Raw genomic sequence first — 17,146 nt, forward strand, 5'->3', positions numbered from 1 at the left:
TTAGAAGTTGTCCTTTGCCGCGCGAAGGGCTGCAAAGGTTTCGTAAGGTTCGCTGCCGCCCCAGCGTTCCATCAGCTCCGGATCGTCGGCCCGCAGGAAGGGGTTGGTGGCGAGCTCGCGATCGAGCCGCGTGGGAACCGTCGGCTCGTCCCTGGCCCGTTTGGCAGCGATCTCGTCAGCGTAGGCTTTCAGCGCGACATTCTCCGGATCAGCGTGAAGCGCGAACTTCGCGTTGGATGCAGTGTATTCGTGGGCGCAATACAGCAGAGTCTGGGGCGGGAGCGCCTTGATCCGGCTGAGGCTTTCCCAGAACTGTCGGGGTTCGCCTTCGAACATCCTGCCGCATCCCAAGGCAAATACCGCATCGCCAACAAATGCCAACTCGGCCGAAGGCAGGTGGAAAGCGATATGGCCGTTTGTATGTCCTGAAACATCGAAGACGCGCGCTTCGACATCACCCAGCTTGACCGTATCGCCATCAGCAATCACGCGGTCGACGGGGAACCTGCCTTCCAGTTCGGCCGGTCCGGTAATAGTGCAGCCGGTTTCTTCCTGGATCAATGAATTTCCGCCCGCGTGATCGGGGTGCCAGTGAGTGTTCCAGATCTGGGTGATCTTCCACCCCTTCATCGCGGCTTCAAGCAGGTAGGCCTTGCCATCAGGTGTGTCGATCGCGACCGTTTCGTGACTGTCGGTGTCGTGGACGAGGAAGCCGTAGTTGTCGCTAAGGCACGGGAACAGGTGAACATGAATCATGCCCGCACCTTAGAGGCGGATTGCCGATGTGGAAAGGCCCGCCTGCTCTGGTGAGCGGGCGGGCCTCTCAGACTGCCGAAACGCCAGCCCCGCAGGGCCGGCGGTTCATTGGAATCAGTCCTGGTTCTTCTTGAGCGCGGCACCAAGGATGTCGCCGAGCGATGCGCCCGAATCCGACGAGCCGAACTGTGCGACGGCTTCCTTTTCCTCGGAAATCTGACGCGCCTTGATCGAGAAGTTGGGCTTCTTCGAACGGTCGAAACCGATCACCATCGCGTCGATCTTGCTGCCAACCTGGAAGCGATCAGGACGCTGTTCGTCGCGGTCACGGCCAAGATCCGAACGCTTGATGAAGCCGGTCGCACCGTCTTCGCCAACCTGCACTTCAAGCCCGCCGTCCCGCACTTCGAGCACGGTGACAGTGACGGTCTGGTTCTTGCGCAGAGCGCCGCCGCTGGTTGCGCCTTCAGCCGAAGGCGCGCCCTTTTCAAGCTGCTTCATGCCGAGGCTGATGCGCTCCTTGTCGACATCGACATCGAGCACAATGGCCTTGACCATTTCGCCCTTGCGATGCAGCGCCAGCGCGTCTTCGCCCGAGATGCCCCAGGCGATGTCCGACATGTGCACCATGCCGTCCACGTCTCCATCGAGACCAATGAACAGACCGAATTCGGTGGCGTTCTTGACTTCGCCTTCGACTTCGGAGCCGACCGGGTGCTTCTCGGCGAACTCTTCCCAGGGGTTGCGCTGGGCCTGCTTGAGACCGAGGCTGATGCGACGCTTTTCGCTGTCGACTTCCAGCACCATCACATCGACTTCCTGCGAGGTCGACACGATCTTGCCGGGGTGGACGTTCTTCTTGGTCCAGCTCATTTCCGAAACGTGGACCAGGCCTTCGATGCCGGCTTCCAGTTCGACGAATGCGCCGTATTCGGTGATGTTCGTCACCTGACCCTGCAGCTTCATGCCAACCGGATACTTGGCGGCGACGCCATCCCACGGATCGCTCTCAAGCTGCTTCATGCCCAAGCTGATGCGCTGGGTATCGGCGTTGATGCGAACGATCTGCACGGTCACGGTGTCACCGATATTGATGACTTCGCTCGGGTGATTGACGCGCTTGTAGCTCATGTCGGTGACATGCAGCAGGCCGTCGATGCCGCCGAGATCCACGAACGCACCGTAATCGGTGATGTTCTTGACCACGCCATCGATGATCTGGCCTTCGACCAGGTCGTTGATGAGTTCGCTGCGCTGTTCGGCGCGCGTTTCTTCTAGCACGGCGCGGCGCGAAACCACGATGTTGCCGCGGCGACGATCCATCTTGAGGATCTGGAACGGCTGCGGGATATCCATCAGCGGGGTGACATCGCGCACGGGGCGGATATCGACCTGGCTGCCGGGAAGGAACGCAACGGCGCCATCGAGGTCGACGGTGAAGCCGCCCTTGACGCGGCCGAAGATGCGGCCTTCGACGCGCTTGCCTTCGCCGAATTCGTTTTCAAGCTTGTCCCACGCAGCTTCACGGCGGGCACGGTCACGCGACAGCATGGCTTCGCCATCGGCGTTTTCGACACGGTCAACGAAGACTTCGACTTCGCCGCCAACGGTCAGGCCGTGGTCGTCTTCACCGCGCGAGAATTCCTTGAGGGAGATGCGGCCTTCGCTCTTGAGGCCAACGTCGATCACGGCAAAGCCGTTTTCGATCGCGGTGACGGTGCCCTTGACGACGCGGCCTTCAAAGCCATCATCGCCGGCGCCGCCGAGCTGTTCGTTGAGAAGCGCTTCAAAATCAGCGCGGGTGGGCATTTGCGTTGCCATAGGCTCGAAAGATCCTGTTACGTTGTGCTACCGGCCACCGGTTTTTCCGGGGTCTTAAACTGCTTCCCGTGCACCATTGCGCGGGCTGGCAGGGCAAGAGGCCGACTTCCGCGCGCCGCCGTATGCGGTTGCGCGGGTTCTTCAATCAGCAAGGATTGCGTGAACGGCCGCGCGCCTAGGCGAGAGCGGCGCAAAATGCAAGGAGTTTCCCCCGTGCCCCGGCGGCGTGCAGCCGCAGATCGGGCAGGGACGCACGCGCTGTAGGAGACACATGAGACACTGTCCAGGAACACAAAATCCGATCCCGGATGCTGCCGGGCTGCATTGTGCGCCAGCAGCGGCATTACGGCAGGAAAGGGCGCGGCAGGACATGGTCTGCATGTTGCGCGGCATGGTGAAGTAGGAAAGGGCGGTTCAGGCGGTTCCTGTATGCAGCGCGACCGCTTCGATCGCGGCTTCGATGGCGGCGTCACGGCCAAAATGCGTGGTGTCGATCACCAAGGCATCGTTCGCAGCGATCAGCGGGGCATCGGCGCGTCCCATATCACGTGCGTCACGTGCGGCAATGTCACGTTCTATCGCGGCAAGCGCCACGTCGATCCCGCGGCCCGTCATTTCCAGCCAGCGCCGCCGCGCACGTTCCTGTACGCTTGCGGTGATGAACAGCTTCACATCGGCTTCGGGTGCGATGACGGTCCCGATATCGCGCCCGTCCAGAACCGCGCCGCCTTTTTGCAGGGCAAAGGCGCGTTGCCGCTGATAGAGCGCGTGGCGCACATCCGGGTGGATTGAAACCCGACTCGCAAACCCGCCAACCTCCTCAGAGCGCAGGATTTCGTCTGCAAGAAGCGCATCGGCAAAGTTACAAGCGGCAAGCGCATCGATGGGGCTATCGGGGTTGCCGCCCTGCGCGGCCACCTGCCGTCCGACAGCACGGTACAAAAGGCCCGTGTCCAGATGCGGCAGACCGAAATGCGCCGCCAACGCCTTGGCAATTGTGCCCTTGCCGCTCGCCGTGGGGCCATCGACCGCGATAATCACAAGACTATCCTTTTACAGGTAACCTGGCCGCAAAAGTGGGGGCTGGGCCGGGAATTGCTGCGGTCAGCCATTGCGACCGTGCCGAACCCGGAGGCCGGGGGTGCGGGGAGGGGGCTGGTCATGAAAATATGTCCTTGGCCTGTTTCGGGGTAAGTTCGCGGCGTTCACGCGTGCGCCAGCGCATATGCAGAAAGACAAACGCAATCACTGCAGCCAGCAGATTGATGCCAAGTTCGATCCACAACTGCGCAGGATCGGCTCGCACCCAGGTCAGGCCTGCTGCGCATCCTGCCAATAGCACCGCTGCCACCACACGCCGTATCGCAGGTGTGCGTCCCAGATGCATCAGCGTGCGGCGGGTCATGGATTGTCCGGCTTTGCCGCCGCCTTTCCAGACGATCGGTCACGCCATGCCCTTACCAGGCCAAAGATCGCGATCAGGGCCCAGAAACCTTCCAGCACCAGACTGGCCCAGTTGGTATGGTAGAGCAGCGATACGGTGAGCAGGGCCGCGCCGTTAAGGTTGGTGCCATGCAGCCAGAAGGGATTGGTTGTCTTGGCCAGCGTGACATAGGCATAGGCTGCAATGATGCAGACCGTGCCTGCCAGCCCGACCAGGCTCGGCCAGTCAAACGCGCCCGTCAATCCGACGCTCACCGCGCCGCCTCTGCCAGCAGATTCATGAAGGTCGGGAAGCTGGTGTTGATCGGCGCGGTATCATCAATGCTGACCCCGTCGCGGCTGACCAGCCCGGCAATCGCCATGCTCATCGCAATCCGGTGGTCGAGCCGTGTCGCCACGTGTTCGCCCGGCGGTGTGCCGGGCAGGGGATCGCCGCCCGTGCCGTGGATGGTCAGGCCATCCTCGTGTTCTTCCACGCGCGCGCCTGCCAGCGTCAGCGCAGCCGCCATTGCGGCAAGCCGGTCGCTTTCCTTGACGCGCAGTTCTTCAAGCCCGCTGGTGCGTGTTGTGCCCTTTGCCAGCGCTGCTGCAACGAACAGCACGGGAAATTCATCGATCATCGCCGGCGCGATTGCCGGGTCGACCGCGATCCCTGTCAGGTTGGCGTGGCGCACGCGCAGATCAGCCACCGGCTCACCGCCGACTTCGCGGGAATCGATTTCGGTGATGTCGGCGCCCATCTGACGCAGAATTGTCAGCAGACCTGCCCGGGTGGGATTGAGGCCAACATTGCGGATGACAAGATCGCTGCCGGGCACAAGCGATGCGGCCACCATGAAGAAGGCCGCCGATGAAGGATCGCCGGGCACGGTGACGTCCATCGGCTTCAAGTCGGCCTCACCGTGAATGGCGATGACGCGCTCGCCCTGTTCCTCGCTCACCTCAAGCTGCGCGCCAAAGCCTGCCAGCATGCGTTCGGTGTGATCGCGGGTTGGCACGGGTTCGATGACGCGGGTGATGCCGGGGGTGTTGAGCCCTGCCAGCAGCACCGCGCTTTTGACCTGCGCACTGGCGACGGGGAGGCGATAGGTGATCGGCACGGCCGGGTTGGCGCCGCGCATCATCAGTGGCAGCGTTCCGCCGGACGTCGCTTCGATACCAGCGCCCATTTGCATCAGCGGATCGATCACGCGCTTCATCGGCCTTCCCGACAGGCTGGCATCGCCGACAAAGGTTGCGGTGATGGCGTGGCTTGCGACCAGACCCATCAACAACCGCGTCGATGTGCCCGAATTGCCCATGTCGAGCGCGGTTCGCGGTTCCAGCAGGCTGCCAACCCCCGCACCGTCGACTGTCCAGGCGCCGTCCGGGCCGCGGGATATCTGTGCGCCGAACTGCCGCATCGCCGCCGCGGTTGCCAGCACGTCCTCACCTTCGAGCAAGCCGGTGATGGTGCTGCGTCCCACCGCAAGGCCGGCAAACATCAGCGCCCGGTGGCTGATCGACTTGTCGCCGGGAATTCCCATGGAGCCGCGCAAGGGGCCGGATGACGCAAATGTATGGCATGTCATAAGGCAGCGGTCTTTGACAGCGCCCCGCGCTTCTGGCAAGGCGCGCCGCGCACCGGGTCTGGTCCTTGATAAAGGGCTTGCCGGAACCCAGTTTTACGATCAATCCACCCACGATTTTCGCAGCTGTTTGGCCCATCCTTGATGTAAGGGTCGGCCCGAATTGAGGAATTACCATGGCCAAGCCCGAATGGGGTACCAAGCGCACCTGCCCCAAGTGCGCAGAGCGTTTCTACGATCTCGGCAAGGAAGACCCGGTCACGTGCATCGAATGCGGTGAGACCTGGACGCCTGAACCGGTGCTCAAGTCCAAGCAGCCGATTCCCTTCGAGGAAGTCGAGAAGAAGAAGGACGTCGAAGCCGATTCCGATCTGGGCGGTGATGATGATCTGGAAGATATCGAGGATATCGACGAGGATAACGATTCGCCCGACAACGATGTCGATCTTGGCGGCGATGACGATCTGGGCGTTGCCACCAGCGGTGACGACGACGACGACAAATCCTGATGTGACACAGAACGATTTGGCAAATATCCGGCCTGATCGTTCAAATTAGGCTTGCAATGGGATGGTGGCCCTTCTAATGGCCGCCTCCCGCAGGCAGAGCACAACGCTTTGTCCGCATGATGACTGGATCGGGGCCTTAGCTCAGCTGGGAGAGCGCAACACTGGCAGTGTTGAGGTCAGCGGTTCGATCCCGCTAGGCTCCACCAGTCATCCTGATCAAAGTCGGATTTGTCAGTCCCCCTGGGGGGACGCATATTCGCAACGCTGGCCGACGAGGTTTCGTCCGCCGGCGTTTTTCGCATTTTTCCGGGCGCTGCGGTGTCCGGCAGGAGAAGTTGGCGATGTTCGACACGCTGTCTGACCGTCTTGGCGGGGTCTTTGACAAGCTCAAGGGCCGCGGCGCGTTGCGCGAACAGGATGTGCGCGATGCGATGCGCGAAGTGCGGATCGCGTTGCTCGAAGCCGATGTCGCGCTGCCGGTGGCCCGCCGCTTTATCGATGCCGTTACCGAAAAGGCAGTTGGTCAGGATGTCCTGAAGTCGGTCACGCCCGGCCAGCAGGTCATCAAGATCGTTCATGATGAACTGGTCGAAACGCTTGGCGGGCTTGAGGTCGAAGGCCTCCGCCTGGATGCCAAGCCGCCGGTCGTGATCATGATGGTCGGCCTTCAGGGTTCGGGCAAGACAACCACCACTGCCAAGCTAGCCAAGCTGATTCGCGAACGCCACGGCAAAAAAGCCCTGATGGCCTCGCTCGATGTGAACCGCCCTGCAGCGCAGGAACAGTTGGCGGTGCTGGGCACGCAGGTGAACGTGGCGACGCTGCCGATCGTTCAGGGCCAGCAGCCGGTTGATATTGCCCGCCGGGCGATGGAATTGGCGCGGTTGCAGAATGTCGATGTGCTTTTGCTCGACACCGCAGGCCGCCTGCATGTCGACGATGCACTGATGGCCGAAATGAAGGCCGTTGCCGGGGTTTCGGCTCCCAACGAAGTGCTGCTGGTCGTCGATTCGCTGACCGGTCAGGACGCCGTGAACGTCGCGCAGAGCTTCAGCGGTGAAGTGCCGCTGACCGGCGTGGTGCTGACCCGGATGGATGGTGATGCCCGCGGCGGTGCGGCGCTTTCGATGCGCGCGGTGACGGGCAAGCCGATCAAGTTTGCCGGCACCGGCGAAAAACTTGACGCGATCGAGGTGTTCCGCCCCGGATCGGTTGCTGACCGCATTCTTGGTATGGGCGATGTCGTCAGCCTGGTCGAACGCGCTGCCGCGACGATCAAGGAAGAGGACGCAGAAAAGCTCGCGCGCAACCTTGAAAAGGGCAAGTTCGATCTCGACGATCTTGCCATGCAGCTCAAGCAGATGCGCAACATGGGCGGGCTGGGCATGCTGGCGGGTATGATGCCGGGCATGAAGAAGGCCAAGGCCGCCATGCAATCGAGCGGCATGGACGACAAGGTGCTGGTGCACATGGAAGCGATCATTGGATCGATGACGGCCAAGGAACGCGCCAATCCCGAACTGATGAATGCCAAGCGCAAGAAGCGCGTGGCCGCAGGCAGCGGGACCGATGTGCAGACGGTCAACAAGGTGCTCAAGATGCATCAGGAAATGGCCCGCGCGATGAAGCAGATCAAGAAGATGGGTGGTCTGAAAGGTCTGGCCGCGATGTTCGGCGGCGGCGGCGCTGGCCCGATGGGCGGCATGCCCGGAATGGGCGGCGCAGGCGGTTTTCCCGGCCTCGGCGGTTCGGGCGGAATGGGCGGACTGCCCGGCCTTGGTGGCCCACCGCGCGGCAAGAAATAGTTTTATTTCAATCGTTTCAAATTAACAGTTCAAACCAATTCCAATTGAAAGGTATATCCCATGTCCATTTCCATCCGGCTTTCGCGCGGCGGTGCCAAGAAGCGTCCCTATTACCGCATCGTCGTTGCCAACAGCCGCAGCCCGCGTGACGGCAAGTATCTCGAACAGATCGGCACCTACAATCCGCTGCTCGCCAAGGACAGCGGCGAGCGCGTGAAGCTGATCGAAGACCGCGCCCGTTACTGGCTGGGCGTTGGCGCGCAGCCGACCGACCGCGTTGCCCGCTTCCTTGATGCGGCTGGCATCGTCGAGCGTGCCGAGCGCAGCAACCCCAAGAAGGGTGAGCCCGGCGACAAGGCCAAGGAGCGCGCAGAAGAGCGTGCAGCAAAGATTGCCGAAGCTGAGGAAGCCAAGGCCGCTGCTGAAGAAGAAGCCAAGGCCGCTGCGGCTGCCCCGGCTGCTGAAGAAGCGCCCGCATCCGACGATGCAGCGACCGAAGAACAGGCCGAAGGCTGATTTGACATGACCAAGCCCGTCACTCTGGCTGCCATTATTGGCGCACACGGAGTGACGGGCGAGGTGCGTCTGAAGCTGTTTGGCGAAGGCGCACACACGCTTTCAGCGCACAAGAGCTTCAACGATGGTGCCTTGACCCTGATGAAGGTGCGCGATGACGGGAAGGGCGGGGCGATTGCCCGCTTTGCCCAAAGCACGTCGCGTGCGGATGCGGAAACCTTGCGCGGCACCGCGCTGACGGTTTCCCGCGATGCCTTGCCGCCTTTGGCTGATGGCGAGTTCTATCATGCCGATGTGCTCGGCCTGCCGGTGGTCACCGATGCAGGCGACACGGTTGGCACTGTGCTTGCCATCGAAAATTTCGGCGCGACCGACATCATCGAGATTGCGCGCGAACCCGCGCCTGAAAAGGGGCCGAAGACCTTCATGGTGCCCATGATTCCCGCTGCGGTGATCGCGTGGGATGATGCAAGGCTTGTGATCGGAGCCGCTTTCGCCGAAGATTGACGGCGTGACACCAACCCAACGCGCCTTGTGGCATCGGATCGATGCGCACACCATCGGGCCGCCGGATGCATCACTGACCTTTGCAGCCCGTCTTGCCCGTGAAAACCGCTGGACACCGGCACATGCGGATGCGGTGTTGGACGAATACAAACGCTTCTGTTTTCTGGCGATGACTGCAGGACATGAAGTGACTCCCTCTGACGCGGTCGATCAGGCGTGGCATCTGCATTTGACCTACAGTCGTGATTACTGGCAGGTTTTCTGTCCGCAGATCCTCGGCGCAGACCTGCACCATGGACCCACGCAAGGCGGGACGGCGGAACGGACGCGGTTCTACCGCCAATATGCCGACACGCTGGCCGCCTATGAAGCCGCCTTTGCTGCGGCGCCTCCGCTTGCAATCTGGCCCGCAGCGCACAGGCGCTTTTTCGTCGATCCCAAGAGTGTTCGCGTTAACCTGTTTCATGATATTGTGGTGTCTCGCCGGGTCGCGCTGGCGGCGGGCGTGCTTGTCTTCGTGATGGGCTGGCTCGCAGGAAGGATAACATAATGCAGCTGTTCTCGTCTTGGACGGGCGGCGATTTCCTGCTGTTTTACATCATGCTGCTTGCCCTGAGCGTAGCAGCGGCATGGTGGCTGCCGGCTTTTCTGCGCGAGCCGGGGCGGCGCGGCGAATCCGATGACATCGAAAGCATCGCGTTGCTGGCAGGCGGGCGCCAGCGCATGACCGATTCGCTTCTGGCTGACCTTTATGTGCGCGGCGGGCTGGCGCCTCTCGATGCGGGCAAACTGGTCGTGGCCGAACCCAACCTTTCGGCAAGCCCTGCAGGCCAAGCGCTGCTGTCGATCGCTTCGCCGCTGACGCTGCCGGATGCGCGGCGGGCGATCCAGGCCCATTCCGACCGGGTGGCAGCGCGCCTTCGCCGGGCCGGATTGCTGCTGCGGCCTGAAGAACATGCAAGGATCCGGTGGATCTCGGTAGCGCCGCTGGCGGCGCTGTTCTTTGTGGGTGTGTACCGTCAGCGTGCCGGAAGCGCCCTGGGAGAGCCGACAGGGTTTCTGGTAATCCTGCTGGCTATGACAGCGGTTCTGGCCGTGATCCGCTTTGTCGTCACCGATCCGCGAACCGCAGCCGGCGTTGCGGCGGTTAAGGATCTGCGTGCGCGTTCCCAGCGCTTTTCGCGCGCCCCGCGGTCCGATGAGGTTGCTATGGCAGTGGCATTGTTCGGTACGGGTGTTCTGGTGGGTACGCCGTGGGAACCGGTGCATGCGATGCGGCAGCCGGGCAATGACGGCGGCGGCGCTGACGGGGATAGCGGCGGCGGTTCGGGTTGCGGCGGGGGCGGCTGCGGCGGTTGCGGAGGCTGACATCCGGGCGTAAGCGCGCGCCATGATGAAGCACTATGATGCTGCGGTCAGGACCGCTCCGGTCGTTGGACCGCTAGGTTCCCAGTTGATCCGGTTTAGGGGCAGGGGTTGGCGCGCATGACTTTCGCCGCCACCATCCTCACGCTCTATCCCGAGATGTTCCCCGGGCCTCTCGGCGTCTCGCTCGCAGGACGAGCCATGGCTGAGGGCAAGTGGGCCTGTGAAACGGTACAAATCCGCGATTTCGCCGCCGACAAGCATCGCACCGTCGATGATACGCCAGCAGGGGGCGGCGCGGGGATGGTGCTGAAATGCGATGTTCTGGCGCGTGCGCTTGATTCCGCTCCTGCTGCCGGACGACCCATCCTTGCCATGACCCCGCGCGGTCGGCCGATCACGCAGGCGCGCATCCGCGACCTTGCAAGCGGCCCCGGCGTCATCATCCTGTGCGGGCGCTTTGAAGGGTTCGACGAACGCCTGTTCGAGGCGCGGCCCGCAATCGAACAGGTCAGCCTTGCCGACGTGGTTCTTTCCGGCGGTGAGATGGCCGCGCTCACCATCCTTGATGCTTGCATTCGGCTGCTTCCCGGCGTAATGGGCGCGGCTTCCAGCGGGGATGACGAGAGCTTTGAACAAAGCCTTATCGAATATCCGCACTATACCCGACCTCAGGAATGGGAAGGGCGCACGATCCCCGAAGTGCTGCGATCGGGGGATCATGCGAAGATCGCTGCTTGGCGCAAGGCAAGAAGCGAGGATGATACACGGTTACGCAGGCCGGACTTGTGGGAGCGCTATGAGGGCGCTCGGGTCCAGCCTGCCTCTGGCGCGCGGCGAAAAGACAAGGAACCGGACCAGTGAACCTGATCCAGCAGATTGAAGCCGAAGAAATCGCCAAGTCCGGCAAGGACATCCCGACATTCCGCGCAGGCGACACCGTCCGCGTCGGCGTGAAGGTGAAGGAAGGCAACCGCGAGCGTGTTCAGAACTACGAAGGCGTCGTGATCGCCCGTTCGAACCGCGGCATGGGTAGCAACTTCACCGTGCGCAAGATGAGCTTTGGCGAAGGCGTCGAGCGCGTTTTCCCGCTCTACTCGCCGATCGTGGAAAGCATCACTGTGGTTCGCCGCGGTGTGGTGCGTCGTGCGAAGCTCTATTACCTGCGCGGCCGCACCGGCAAGAGCGCACGTATCGTCGAACGTCGCGATTTCGCGCCCAAGGCGTAAGGTTTTTTCAGCCCATGAATTTGCAAAGGGCGGCGCTGCAAGGCGCCGCCCTTTTCGTTTGCGCCTCTTGCCATTCGGCTCCGCCATTGCGAGGACGGGGACGCGCCGCGTGAGTGTGCGGGTCGCGATAATGAGGTGAGCTTTGGATGCGTTCGGTTCTTGCTGCTGTTGCCCTGTCGCTGTCGACATGTCTGACGAGCCCCGTTTGGGCGCAGGACTCGGCTATGACTGAAACCGCTCCCACGCTCTCATTCGAACGGGTGTTCGCATCCCCCGGCCTGGATGGCCCGGCGCCGCGGCAGGTGAAGCTGGCACCCGATGGCCGTTATCTCACACTGCTGCGCAACCGCACCGATGACCGCGAGCGGTATGACCTGTGGGGATACGACATTGCGACCCGCGAATGGCGGATGCTGGTGGATTCCGAAAAGCTGGGCAGTGGGCGCGAACTGTCGGAAGACGAAAAGATGCAGCGCGAGCGCGCGCGTGTTGGCAGCCTGAAGGGTATCATCAGCTATCAGTGGGCCAGCGACGGGTCCGGCGTGCTGGTGCCGCTGGACGGCGATCTGTTTCTGGCAAAGCTGGATGGCACGGTGACGCAGCTCACCGATACCGAAGGCACCGAACTCAATCCCAAATTGTCGAGCAAGGGCGGATATGTCAGCTTCGTGCGTGACCGGCGGTTGTGGACGGGACCGGTTGGCGCAGAGGCGCAGCCCATCACCCCCGCAGGAGAGGCCGAAACCGTCCGTTGGGGCGAAGCCGAATTCGTCGCGCAGGAAGAAATGGCGCGGTTGCAGGGGTATTGGTGGAGCCCGGATGATAGCCGCATCATTGTGCAGCGCACCGATGAAGCCAGCGTCGGGATTGTCACCCGCGCAGCGATCGGCGCAACCGGCACCAAGGTATTCGATCAGCGTTATCCCGCTGCGGGCACCGACAATGCGGTGGTCGAACTTTTTGTAATGAACCCCAATGGCACCGGACAGGTGAAGGTCGATCTTGGCCCGAATCTCGATATCTACGTCGCCCGCGTCGACTGGGCGCCCGATGGCAGCGCCATCTACGTCCAGCGCCAGAACCGTGCGCAGACACGGACCGACATGCTTAAGGTCGATCCGGCAACAGGCGCGAGCACGATTGCCTTTACGGAAACCGCCGCGCGGCCTGATTACTGGATCAACCTGTCAGACAATTACCGCTTCTTGAAGGATGGCAGCTTGCTGTGGTGGTCCGAGCGGGACGGTTTCGGCCACTTCTACCGCTATGCCGGGGGCCAGTGGCAGCAGCTCACATCGGGCGCATCGCCCACCACTTCTCTTGTCGGCGTGGACGAGGCTGCCGGCACCTTCACCTATCAGGCGACAGCGGACGTGCTGACCCAGCAGATTTACCGCGCGCGTCTTGACGGGACGGGTGAGCCTGAGCTGCTGACCGACCCTGCCTTTACCAATTCTGCGAGCATGGATGGCGCAGGTCGTCTGCTTTATGTCACCCGTTCAGCGCCGCAACAGCCGCCGCAGTCCTATCTGGCAACGCCCGATGGAAAGCGGGTATCATGGATCGAGGAAAATGCGGTGGCGGGCGATCACCCCTATGCGCCCTACCTCGCGAGCCATGTGACGCCCGAATACGGCACCATCCCCGCCGAGGATGGCACGCCGCTGCACTGGATGATGCTCAAGCCCAAGTTGGAACCGGGCAAGCGTTACCCGGTGTTCTTTAGCCACTACGGCGGGCCGGGACCGCAGATGGTGACCATGGGCTGGGGCGGGGCGCTGGCGCAGTCGATCGTTGACAAGGGATATGTCTATTTCGTGCTCGACAATCGCGGCTCGGCCAACCGGGGCGTGGATTTCGAACAGCCAATCTACCGCGCGATGGGCGCCGTCGAAGTACGCGACCAGAAGGCGGGGGCGGAATATCTTAGGACGCTCGATTTCGTCGATCCTGCCAGGATCGCGATCTACGGCTGGTCCTATGGCGGCTACATGACCCTGAAGCAGCTCGAGGCCGATCCGGGCCTGTATGCGGCCGGCATCTCCGGCGCGCCGGTGACGCGCTGGGAACTCTACGACACGCATTACACCGAACGCTTCATGGGCGACCCGCGCGAAGTGCCCGAAGCTTACGAAAAGGCGAGCGCGATCCCCGATGCGACCAAAATCGTCGATCCGCTGCTGCTGATCCACGGCATGGCGGATGACAACGTCGTGTTCGAAAACTCCTCGGAACTCATCAGCGTGCTGCAGGAAAGCAATACGCCGTTCGAAATGATGCTCTATCCCGGCTACACCCACCGCGTGTCGGGCGAGAAGATCGGCCCGCACGTGTGGAACAGCATCATGCGCTTTCTCGAAGCGTACAAGGTAACACCGTCGGAATAGGGCCGGAATAGGGCCCGAATAGGTCTGCACAAACGCGATAGCGGTTGCGCATGCGCCAGCGCACGCTATCTCGCGCAGGCACAAGTCTCAGGAGAATGCACAGTGGGTTACCGGGTGGCAGTGGTCGGCGCGACCGGCAATGTCGGGCGCGAGATGATGCAGGTTCTCGCCGAGCGTGAGTTTCCGTGTGACGAGGTGGCCGCGGTCGCCTCGAGCCGTTCGGTCGGCACCGAGGTCGAATTCGGCGACACCGGCAAGATGCTCAAGTGCAAGAATATTGAGCATTTCGACTTTGCCGGATGGGACATCGCGCTGTTTGCCGCAGGTTCCGGCCCGGCCAAGGAATATGCCCCCAAAGCAGCGGCGGCTGGCTGCGTCGTGATTGACAATTCGTCGCTCTACCGCATGGACCCCGATGTGCCGCTGGTGGTGCCCGAGGTGAACCCCGACGCGATCGACGGTTACACCGCTCGCAATATCATCGCCAATCCCAACTGCTCGACCGCGCAGCTGGTCGTGGCACTGAAGCCGCTGCACGATTTTGCCACGATCAAGCGCGTGGTTGTGTCGACTTACCAATCGGTGTCCGGCGCGGGCAAGGCGGGCATGGACGAGCTGTTCCAGCAGAGCCGCGCCATTTTCGTGGGCGATGCGGTCGAACCGTCCAAGTTCACCAAGCAGATTGCCTTTAACGTGATCCCGCACATCGACAGCTTCCTTGATGATGGTTCCACCAAGGAGGAATGGAAGATGGTGGTCGAGACCAAGAAGATCCTCGATCCCAAGATCAAACTCAACGCCACCTGCGTGCGCGTGCCGGTGTTCGTCGGCCATTCCGAAGCGGTGAACATCGAGTTCGAAAACGAAATCAGCGCCGAACAGGCAATGGACATTCTGCGCGAGGCCCCCGGCGTGATGCTGATCGACAAGCGTGAGGATGGCGGATACGTCACCCCGGTCGAATGCGTCGGCGACGCCGCGACCTTCATCAGCCGCGTGCGTGAAGACCCCACGGTCGAAAATGGCCTCACGCTGTGGTGCGTGTCGGACAATCTGCGCAAGGGCGCCGCTCTCAACGCGGTCCAGATTGCCGAACTGCTGGGCCGACGTCATCTGAAGAAGGGTTGAGGGCGATGCGCACCGTTCTTGTTGCGCTGGCATGCGCAATCGCGCTGACGGGCTGTGACAGCGGCGACGTGCCGAGCCCTGCCGAACGTCAACAGGGCGAGGAACCGCAAGCCAGCGTCGCAGCCGATGCGGTCGAACTGCGCGGCGATGGGCTTTCGGCCGGGGCAGAGGCATTCTATTTTGCTGCTGGCCAAGCCGAAGTTGAAGCTGCGCTGGCCAAAGCTCTCGGTGAGTCAATGCGCTCAGGGGAAAATGCCGAATGCGGCGCAGGACCGATCACCTTCACCGATTTTGCAGGTGGGCTGACCGCTCATTTCCAGCAAGGTCGCCTGGTGGGCTGGAACTGGCACGCGGTCCAGGATGGCGACCGCGCGGCGGCAGGCAAAGTTCGGTTGCCGGGCAAGGTGCAAGTGGGCTCGGCGCGCACTGATGCTGAAGCCGCGACCGGATTTGCCAAGGTGGAAGGCAGCACTTTGGGCGAGGAATTCGCGCTGGGCGACAAGATCGGCGGCTTCATCACGGGCGACAGGGTCGAAATGCTCTATGCCGGGACGCAATGCTTCTTCCGGTAAGCCTATGCTGCGCCGCGCTTGTCTGACAAGGGCGCTGGCCCCGCATCGCAAACCGCGTTAGCAAGACAGGCATGACCCTTCACGCCGACCTGTTTTTCAGCTTCCGTTCGCCCTATTCCTATCTGGCCATTGGCCGATACCGCGCGATGGCTGCGGACTATGATTTGTCGATCGCGCTGCGAACCGTGCGGCCGATCGCGGTGCGCGATCCTTCGATATTGTTTACCGGCAGTCCGAATGTCGGTCGCTACATCTTCATGGACGCGGCCCGCAGCGCGCAGATGCTCGGCATCCCCTATCGCTGGCCGCGGCCCGATCCGGTGGTGCAGAACCTCGCCACGCGCGAGATCGCGACGGATCAGCCGTACATCCACTGGCTTTGCCGGATGGGGCAAGCGGCAGAGCGACGCGGCAGGGGGCTTGCCTTTGCCGGTGAGGTAGCGCGGATTATCTGGTCTGGCGAAGTCGATGACTGGTATCTCGAGACACACATGCAAGCCGCCTGCGAGCGTGCCGGACTGGACTTTGTCCAACTCGATTCAGAGGCTAAGTCCGACGCCGAGGCGCTCGATACCGAAATTGCGGGGAATGAGGCGGCGCTTGAAGCAGCGGGCCACTGGGGTGTGCCGACCCTTGTGTTCGAAGGGGAACCCTTCTTCGGGCAGGACCGGATCGACATGGTGAAATGGCGCATGCAGCAAAAAGGATTGACCCGCCGTGACGCTTGATCACTTCACCAGTTTCGATGGCACCCGTCTTGGCTTGCACACCGAAGGCGATGGCCGCCCGGTCATCCTGCTCCACGGTCTATTTTCCTCGTCACACATGAACTGGATCAAGTGGGGCCACGGCGCGCGACTGGCAGCAGCGGGGTTCCGGGCGATCATGCTGGATTTCCGCGTTCATGGTGAAAGCGACGCACCACGCGATGCCAGCGCCTATCCGACGGGCGTTCTGGTGCGCGATGTCGCCACCTTGGTCGAACATCTGGGTCTGGCACCGGGCGGATATGATCTGGTCGGCTTTTCCCTCGGCGCGCGTACTGCGATCCATGCTGTCGGCCACGGAATCCTCGAACCGCGCCGTCTGGCAATTTGCGGTATGGGCGTTGCGGGCCTTTCCCAGTGGGAGCGACGGGCCGCCCATTTCAAGCGAGTGATCGACGAATTCGATACGATCAAACCGGGCGATCCTGCCTATACTGCACGCACCTTCCTGAAGTCGCAGGGCGTGGACAGGGTCGCTGCGCGCCTGTTGCTGGATGCGATGGGCGATTTTGATCTTGCGCGCTTGTCGCACATTACGATGCCGACAGCCCTGATTTGCGGGGATGAAGACCACGACAATGGCTCGGCTGTGGAACTGGCAGCTCTGCTTCCAGATGCACGTTATATCGAAGTTCCGGGCACGCATCTCAACAGCGTAACCAAGCCGCAGATGGGCGAGGCGATTGCCGCGTTCCTTGCAGCCTGACGCACTTGGGTTGATTCCGGCGGCGCGGACGTTCAAACCGCCGGGTATTGTCACACGACCGACGGGA

The 17,146-nt window shown here is 62.2% G+C and carries 19 protein-coding genes and 1 tRNA gene; 14 read left to right on the forward strand and 6 right to left on the reverse strand.

The window, feature by feature from the left end:
• From gloB to aroA, 6 genes are all read right to left on the reverse strand, one after another.
• Nucleotides 1-756: a hydroxyacylglutathione hydrolase gene (gloB, locus tag SJY33_RS03275; RefSeq protein ID WP_379921112.1), complete on the reverse strand. Its 756-nt coding sequence runs from the start codon at nucleotides 754-756 to the stop codon at nucleotides 1-3.
• 114 nt (nucleotides 757-870) lie between these two features.
• Entirely contained in the window at nucleotides 871-2,577 is a 1,707-nt protein-coding gene (rpsA, locus tag SJY33_RS03280) for a 30S ribosomal protein S1 (RefSeq protein WP_379921113.1), read from the reverse strand.
• 414 nt (nucleotides 2,578-2,991) lie between these two features.
• On the reverse strand, nucleotides 2,992-3,618 hold the full coding sequence (locus SJY33_RS03285) for a (d)CMP kinase (protein WP_379921114.1): 627 nt from the start codon (nucleotides 3,616-3,618) through the stop codon (nucleotides 2,992-2,994).
• A 118-nt stretch (nucleotides 3,619-3,736) separates the two neighbouring features.
• Nucleotides 3,737-3,982: a hypothetical protein gene (locus SJY33_RS03290; RefSeq protein ID WP_379921116.1), complete on the reverse strand. Its 246-nt coding sequence runs from the start codon at nucleotides 3,980-3,982 to the stop codon at nucleotides 3,737-3,739.
• Nucleotides 3,979-4,275, reverse strand: coding sequence for a permease (locus tag SJY33_RS03295; RefSeq protein ID WP_379921117.1), 297 nt, complete (start codon nucleotides 4,273-4,275; stop codon nucleotides 3,979-3,981). The genes SJY33_RS03290 and SJY33_RS03295 overlap by 4 nt, the downstream gene beginning before the upstream one ends.
• Nucleotides 4,272-5,591 carry a 3-phosphoshikimate 1-carboxyvinyltransferase gene (gene aroA / locus SJY33_RS03300; protein ID WP_379921119.1) on the reverse strand — a complete coding sequence of 440 codons (1,320 nt, stop codon included), beginning with the start codon at nucleotides 5,589-5,591 and terminating at the stop codon, nucleotides 4,272-4,274. Before aroA ends, SJY33_RS03295 begins: the two co-directional genes overlap by 4 nt.
• 173 nt (nucleotides 5,592-5,764) lie before the next feature.
• Here aroA and SJY33_RS03305 point away from each other — a divergent pair, with 173 nt between their 5' ends.
• The 14 genes from SJY33_RS03305 to SJY33_RS03370 all read left to right on the forward strand — a co-directional run bounded on the left by SJY33_RS03305 (nucleotide 5,765) and on the right by SJY33_RS03370 (nucleotide 17,079).
• Nucleotides 5,765-6,097, forward strand: a complete 333-nt coding sequence (locus SJY33_RS03305; RefSeq protein WP_379921120.1) for a TIGR02300 family protein — start codon at nucleotides 5,765-5,767, stop codon at nucleotides 6,095-6,097.
• Nucleotides 6,098-6,227: 130 nt separating this feature from the next.
• Nucleotides 6,228-6,303: transfer RNA gene (locus tag SJY33_RS03310), tRNA-Ala, on the forward strand.
• A 135-nt stretch (nucleotides 6,304-6,438) separates the two neighbouring features.
• Complete coding sequence (gene ffh / locus SJY33_RS03315) at nucleotides 6,439-7,902, forward strand: signal recognition particle protein (RefSeq protein ID WP_379921121.1); 1,464 nt, start codon at nucleotides 6,439-6,441, stop codon at nucleotides 7,900-7,902.
• A 60-nt stretch (nucleotides 7,903-7,962) separates the two neighbouring features.
• Nucleotides 7,963-8,418: a 30S ribosomal protein S16 gene (rpsP, locus tag SJY33_RS03320; RefSeq protein ID WP_379921122.1), complete on the forward strand. Its 456-nt coding sequence runs from the start codon at nucleotides 7,963-7,965 to the stop codon at nucleotides 8,416-8,418.
• A 6-nt stretch (nucleotides 8,419-8,424) separates the two neighbouring features.
• Nucleotides 8,425-8,925, forward strand: a complete 501-nt coding sequence (gene rimM / locus SJY33_RS03325) for a ribosome maturation factor RimM (RefSeq protein ID WP_379921123.1) — start codon at nucleotides 8,425-8,427, stop codon at nucleotides 8,923-8,925.
• A gap of 4 nt (nucleotides 8,926-8,929) precedes the next feature.
• Nucleotides 8,930-9,475, forward strand: a complete 546-nt coding sequence (locus SJY33_RS03330) for a glycine-rich domain-containing protein (RefSeq protein WP_379921124.1) — start codon at nucleotides 8,930-8,932, stop codon at nucleotides 9,473-9,475.
• Nucleotides 9,475-10,293 (forward strand): TIGR04222 domain-containing membrane protein, encoded by an 819-nt coding sequence (locus SJY33_RS03335; protein WP_379921125.1) that lies wholly within the window; start codon nucleotides 9,475-9,477, stop codon nucleotides 10,291-10,293. The genes SJY33_RS03330 and SJY33_RS03335 overlap by 1 nt, the downstream gene beginning before the upstream one ends.
• Nucleotides 10,294-10,410: 117 nt before the next feature.
• On the forward strand, nucleotides 10,411-11,154 hold the full coding sequence (gene trmD / locus SJY33_RS03340) for a tRNA (guanosine(37)-N1)-methyltransferase TrmD (protein WP_379921126.1): 744 nt from the start codon (nucleotides 10,411-10,413) through the stop codon (nucleotides 11,152-11,154).
• Nucleotides 11,151-11,519: a 50S ribosomal protein L19 gene (rplS, locus tag SJY33_RS03345; RefSeq protein ID WP_379921127.1), complete on the forward strand. Its 369-nt coding sequence runs from the start codon at nucleotides 11,151-11,153 to the stop codon at nucleotides 11,517-11,519. Before trmD ends, rplS begins: the two co-directional genes overlap by 4 nt.
• 146 nt (nucleotides 11,520-11,665) lie before the next feature.
• Nucleotides 11,666-13,906, forward strand: coding sequence for a DPP IV N-terminal domain-containing protein (locus SJY33_RS03350; protein WP_379921129.1), 2,241 nt, complete (start codon nucleotides 11,666-11,668; stop codon nucleotides 13,904-13,906).
• Between the two features lie 102 nt (nucleotides 13,907-14,008).
• Nucleotides 14,009-15,034, forward strand: coding sequence for an aspartate-semialdehyde dehydrogenase (locus tag SJY33_RS03355; protein WP_379921131.1), 1,026 nt, complete (start codon nucleotides 14,009-14,011; stop codon nucleotides 15,032-15,034).
• Nucleotides 15,035-15,039: 5 nt separating this feature from the next.
• The gene (locus SJY33_RS03360) at nucleotides 15,040-15,606 is read left to right on the forward strand and encodes an aspartate-semialdehyde dehydrogenase (protein ID WP_379921132.1); all 567 of its coding nucleotides are present in this window, start codon (nucleotides 15,040-15,042) and stop codon (nucleotides 15,604-15,606) included.
• A 71-nt stretch (nucleotides 15,607-15,677) separates the two neighbouring features.
• Entirely contained in the window at nucleotides 15,678-16,334 is a 657-nt protein-coding gene (locus SJY33_RS03365) for a 2-hydroxychromene-2-carboxylate isomerase (RefSeq protein ID WP_379921133.1), read from the forward strand.
• Nucleotides 16,324-17,079 (forward strand): alpha/beta fold hydrolase, encoded by a 756-nt coding sequence (locus SJY33_RS03370; RefSeq protein ID WP_379921134.1) that lies wholly within the window; start codon nucleotides 16,324-16,326, stop codon nucleotides 17,077-17,079. Before SJY33_RS03365 ends, SJY33_RS03370 begins: the two co-directional genes overlap by 11 nt.
• The last annotated feature ends 67 nt before the right edge of the window (nucleotides 17,080-17,146 follow it).

Source organism: Erythrobacter sp. R86502 (assembly GCF_042466465.1).
Classification (GTDB): domain Bacteria; phylum Pseudomonadota; class Alphaproteobacteria; order Sphingomonadales; family Sphingomonadaceae; genus Erythrobacter.